Origin of the sequence: Falsiroseomonas oryzae, from assembly GCF_027856955.1 — a bacterium.
GTDB classification, from domain to species: domain Bacteria; phylum Pseudomonadota; class Alphaproteobacteria; order Acetobacterales; family Acetobacteraceae; genus Falsiroseomonas; species Falsiroseomonas oryzae.
In genome coordinates this window covers 1-4651 of the sequence record NZ_JAPSMD010000417.1, presented here as the reverse complement: position 1 = coordinate 4651, position 4651 = coordinate 1, and the positions used below count along the sequence as shown (strand labels likewise).

The 4651-nt window shown below is 72.5% G+C and carries 6 protein-coding genes; 4 read left to right on the top strand and 2 right to left on the bottom strand.

The window, feature by feature from the left end:
* The coding region (locus OZN99_RS25940) for a GGDEF domain-containing protein (protein ID WP_270938126.1) at positions 1 to 490 on the bottom strand (490 nt) is incomplete at its 3' end.
* Between the two features lie 154 nt (positions 491 to 644).
* Between OZN99_RS25940 and OZN99_RS25935 the strand changes: the two genes are divergently transcribed.
* Positions 645 to 1394, top strand: a complete 750-nt coding sequence (locus tag OZN99_RS25935; RefSeq protein ID WP_270938125.1) for a YebC/PmpR family DNA-binding transcriptional regulator — start codon at positions 645 to 647, stop codon at positions 1392 to 1394.
* Positions 1395 to 1443: 49 nt separating this feature from the next.
* Here OZN99_RS25935 and OZN99_RS25930 read toward each other — a convergent pair whose 3' ends face one another.
* Positions 1444 to 2559 carry a patatin-like phospholipase family protein gene (locus OZN99_RS25930; RefSeq protein WP_270938124.1) on the bottom strand — a complete coding sequence of 372 codons (1116 nt, stop codon included), beginning with the start codon at positions 2557 to 2559 and terminating at the stop codon, positions 1444 to 1446.
* Positions 2560 to 2801: 242 nt separating this feature from the next.
* On the opposite strand from OZN99_RS25930, the gene ruvC reads away from it, so the two are divergent.
* The 3 genes from ruvC to ruvB form a co-directional block, all read left to right on the top strand.
* Complete coding sequence (ruvC, locus tag OZN99_RS25925; RefSeq protein WP_270938123.1) at positions 2802 to 3326, top strand: crossover junction endodeoxyribonuclease RuvC; 525 nt, start codon at positions 2802 to 2804, stop codon at positions 3324 to 3326.
* A complete protein-coding gene (gene ruvA / locus OZN99_RS25920) occupies positions 3323 to 3946 on the top strand; it encodes a Holliday junction branch migration protein RuvA (protein WP_270938122.1) in 624 nt (207 codons plus the stop codon). The genes ruvC and ruvA overlap by 4 nt, the downstream gene beginning before the upstream one ends.
* Positions 3943 to 4651, top strand: a 709-nt coding sequence (gene ruvB, locus OZN99_RS25915) for a Holliday junction branch migration DNA helicase RuvB (protein ID WP_270938121.1), incomplete at its 3' end; no start/stop codon positions are given. The genes ruvA and ruvB, both read left to right, overlap by 4 nt.

The following is a 4651-nucleotide window of genomic DNA, read 5'->3' as shown; positions in this document are numbered from 1 at the left end:
CGAAGCGGTCGCCGGCCAGGCGCGCGACCAGGTCCTCGCGCCGGACCGCGCCGCGCAGCCGCGCGCCCACCAGCCGCAGCGCCAGGTCGCCGCCGCCGCGGCCATGCGCCTCGTTCACCGCCCGGAAATGGCGAAGGTTCACCACCAGCACGCCGACCTGCCAGCCCTGCCGGCGGGAGAGCGCGACCGTCTCCTCCAGCCGTTCGCGGAAGCCGGCCTGGTTCGGCAGGCCGGTCAGCGGATCGTGCAGGAGCGGCTGCGCCTGGGCCGAGGCGTCGTGGCGCCGTGCGAGCCACAGCGCGCCGAGCCCGGCCAGCGCGGCCGCCGCCAGCAGCCCCGCCGCGGAACCGGTATGCGTGTGCGTCGGCTCGCCATCCGGATGCGGGATGGCGATCAGGCCGAGCGCGGCGCCCACCATCAGCAGGGCGATGAGCCCGACCAGCAGCGGTGCGGCATGGCCGGGCAGCGGGGAGCGGACGGGTCCTGCCATGGACCGGATCATGCGCGCGATTGGTGAACCGGTGGTTGAGGCCGCGGCGGATTCCCGCCTGTCCGGCTCGGAATTGCCGCCGGGGCGCTGACCCCGGTATAGGGGCCGCCGCAACCCCGCCCCCCTCGGACGAGACGAACGGAGCCATCTGGCCATGGCCGGCCATTCGCACGCCAAGAACGTGATGCACCGCAAGGCCGTGCAGGGCGCCAAGCGCGCCCGCGCCTACGGCAAGCTGATCCGCGAGATCACAGTCTCCGCCAAGGCGGGCCTCCCCGACCCGGCGCACAACCCGCGGCTGCGCGCCGCGGTGAAGGCGGCGCTGACCGCCAACATGACCAAGGACACCATCGACCGCGCGATCAAGCGCGTCGCGCAGGGCGCCGCCGGGGAGAACTACGAGGAGGTGCGCTACGAGGGCTACGGGCCGCACGGCATCGCGGTGATCGTCGAGGCGCTGACCGACAATCGCAACCGCACCGGTGGCGACCTGCGCTCCATCTTCGCGAAGAACGGCGGGGCGCTTGGCGAAACCAACTCGGTCGCCTTCCAGTTCGAGCGCAAGGGCGTGCTGCGCTATCCGTTCAGTGCCGCGACTGCCGACGCGATGCTCGAGGCCGCGATCGAGGCCGGCGCGGAGGATGTCGAGAGCACGGAAGACGGCCACGAGGTCTCGACCTCGGTCGAGGATTTCGCCGCCGTCCGCGACGCGCTGGAAGCGCGCTTCGGCACCGCGGAGGCGGCGCGGCTGGAATGGTGGCCAAGCACAACGCTGACGCTGGAGGAGGCCCGCGCGGCGGAGGTGATGAAGCTGCTCGACGCGCTGGACGACCATGACGACGTCCAGCAGGTCTACGCCAACCTCGAGGCGGAGGAGAGCGAGATGGAGAAGCTGACGGCGTGACGGGCCCGGCCGGGCGCCGGGGCGCCCTGCCAGGCTGTCTGCCAGCCGTTCATGCCGCGCCGGGCGGGATGCGCGTCCAGGGGAAGCCGCGGCGGGCCAGTGCGAAGGCGTGGTCGTAGAGCGCCCGCATATAGGCTTGCTCGAACGGGACCGTGTACTCCGTGTCGAATTCGGGGCCGATATAGGCCAAGTTGAAGTCGATGCCGTCGCGCATCGTCGAGAAGTAGATCCGCATCACGTCGTTGTAGCCGCTGGCGCTGATCATGGTGGAGACGGCGCGTCCGGCGATGCTCACCGTGCGGCGGCTGGTCTCCGCCCATTCGGGGTCGAGCCGCCCGTTGCGGATGACCCAGGCCCTCGCCGGCGCGACGCGTCGGTTGCGTGCCAGCGCCTCGCGGCGCGAGCGCGTGACAATGGCCGGGTAGAGGAAGGCCTGCGCGAAGGCGCCGCCGTCCACATGCATCTCATGGTGCGGCCGCCCGTCGAGCTCCACGTCGAACAGCACCGGCGGGAACGCTCCCGGGATCGCCGCGGAGGCGAGCAGGATGCGCCGCACCGTGTCCAGCGCGCGCGGATGGCCGCTCTTCGCGATGGCGCCGACGTTCCAGATCACCGGCACCTGGGCGTCGATATCCGTGCTGGCGACCATCAGAAGCCGCCCCTCGTCGTAGGCGGCGGCGATCGCCGCCATCATCTGCTGGTCGAGATAGGTGGAGATGGTCTCGAACAGCGGCGTGGTGTCGGCCAGCGCGTCGTTCCAGATCGCAGCGGTGAACCAGCGGCGGATCGCGACCCGTTCGGGCGAGATGTCGGTGTAGACCGCCTTCAGCTTGTCGTCCCAGGCGCTGCCGAGGAAGGCGAAGGGCGCGGTCAGGGCCCCGGTGCTGACGCCGGTGACCAGGTCGAAGACGGGGCGGCCGCCATGCGCGGTCCATCCGTTGAGCAGCCCGGCCCCGAAAGCGCCGTTCTCCCCGCCGCCGGAGATCGCCAGCAGGTCGAGCTCGGGGAGTTCCGTCGGCTGGGCGACGCCGAGCCTGCGCTGCTGGCGGGCGAGAGCCGCCACCACCTCCTGGTCGAAGGCCTCGAAGCCGCCGGGCTGGTCGGGCCGGAACCGCTCGTTCGGCACGCCGAGCACGCTGACCGCACCGGAGCGGCCGCGCGGCACCGGCGGCTCCCGGACCGGCAGGGCACAAGCCGTCAGCCCGGCAGCCATCGCGAGCCCGCCGGCGCCACCCAGCAGGCGCCGTCGGCCCGGATGCCCCGGCGGGCGGTCATTCGGCCTTGAGGGCATGGGGCGGGGCTCCGGCACGCGAGAGTTCACGAAGCGTATAGCGCAAGGCGCAATGACGCGCAGCCCACGGGCCGGCAGGCCTGCCCTTCCGGGGGGCGAAGGGGCTATGCAGGGTCATGGCGCAGGTCCCGATTCGCATCCTCGGGCTGGACCCCGGCCTCCAGCACACCGGCTGGGGGATGGTGGAGCATGACGGCTTCCGGTTGCGCTTCCTGGCCGACGGAGTTGTCTCCACCTCGCCGGGCGAGGAGCTGGCGCGGCGGCTGCTGGTGCTGCATCGCGGCCTTGCCGAGGTGATCGGTCGCTGGACGCCGGACGAGGCGGCGGTGGAGCACACCTATGTCGCGCGCAACCCCGAAAGCGCGCTGAAGCTTGGCCAGGCGCGCGGCGTGGTGCTGCTGGCGCCGGCCCTGGCGGGGCTTCCTGTTCGCGAATACGGCGCGATGGAGGTCAAGCGCGCGGTGGTCGGCACCGGCCATGCCGCGAAGGAACAGGTGCAGGCGATGGTGCGCCAGCTGCTGCCGGGGGTGACCTTCTCGCGCGCCGATGCGGCGGATGCGCTGGCCATCGCCATCTGCCACGCGCATCACCGCAGCACGCGCAACGCCTATTCGGCCGCGATGCTGAGGGCGGCGCGATGATCGGCTCGCTGCGCGGCATCGTCGAGAGCGTGCACGAGGGCGGCTGCGTGCTGGACGTGAACGGCGTGGGCTATCTGGTCGCCTGCAGCCGCAAGACGCTGGACCGGCTGACCGCGAAGGAGGGCGTGCAGAAGCTGCTGGTGGAGACGCGGGTCAGCCAGGACGCCATCACCCTCTACGGCTTCTTCGACGCCGCGGAGCGCGAGGCCTTCCGCGCGCTGATCGAGGTGAAGACGGTCGGCCCGCAGAAGGCGCTGCTGGTGCTGTCGGGCCTGACGCCGAACCAGCTCGCCGCCGCCATCGCGGCGAAGGAACGCAAGCGGCTGTCGGAGGTGAAGGGGCTCGGCGCCGCCACCGCCAACCGCATCATCGACGAGCCGGCGATGCAGAAATGGGCGGTCGGCCGCGCCACGCCGGAGGCCGACGGGCTGGGCGGGGTCGCCATCGCCGCGCCGGCGCCGGAAGGCGCCGAAGCGGATGCCGTCTCCGCGCTGGTCAACCTCGGCATGAAGCGGCCAGAGGCCGCGGCCGCCGTGGCACGCGCCGCGAAGCGCGTCGGCGACGCCGTGCCGCTCGAGGCGCTGATCACCGAGGCGCTGAAGGAGATGGCGCCGCGATGAGTGACGAGCGGCTCACCGCCGGCGCGCGGCAGGAGGAGGACGCCACCGAGGGCAGCCTCCGCCCGCAGACGCTGAAGGAGTTCATCGGCCAGAAGGCGCTGCGCGAGAACCTGGAGGTCTTCGTCGGCGCCGCCCGCGCCCGCGGCGAGGCGCTGGACCACGTGCTGCTGTTCGGCCCGCCGGGCCTGGGCAAGACGACTCTGGCGCAGATCGTCGCGCGGGAGCTCGGCGTCGGGTTCCGCGCCACCTCCGGCCCGATCCTGCAGCGCGCCGGGGATCTCGCGGCGATCCTGACCAACCTGCAGCCGCGCGACGTGCTGTTCGTGGACGAGATCCACCGCCTGCAGCCCGCCATCGAGGAGACGCTGTATCCCGCGATGGAGGACTATCGGCTGGACCTCATCATCGGAGAGGGGCCGGCGGCGCGGACGGTGCGCATCGACCTTCCGCCCTTCACCCTGGTCGGGGCCACCACCCGCGCCGGCCTTTTGAGCCAGCCGCTGCGCGACCGCTTCGGCATCCCGCTGCGCCTGCAGTTCTACGACGTCGACGAATTGTTGCTGATCGTGAAGCGCGGCGCCGAGAAGCTCGGCTTCGCCCTGGCCGAGGACGGCGCGCTGGAGATCGCGCGGCGGTCGCGCGGGACGCCGCGCGTGGCGGGCCGGCTGCTGCGCCGGGTGCGGGACTTCGCCCAGGCGGCCGGGC

Bases quoted from the DNA above. Each gene is read 5' to 3' on its own strand.
- OZN99_RS25935 (WP_270938125.1), top strand. From the start codon at position 645: ATGGCCGGCCATTCGCACGCCAAGAACGTGATGCACCGCAAGGCCGTG.
- ruvC (WP_270938123.1), top strand. From the start codon at position 2,802: ATGGCGCAGGTCCCGATTCGCATCCTCGGGCTGGACCCCGGCCTCCAG.
- ruvA (WP_270938122.1), top strand. From the start codon at position 3,323: ATGATCGGCTCGCTGCGCGGCATCGTCGAGAGCGTGCACGAGGGCGGC.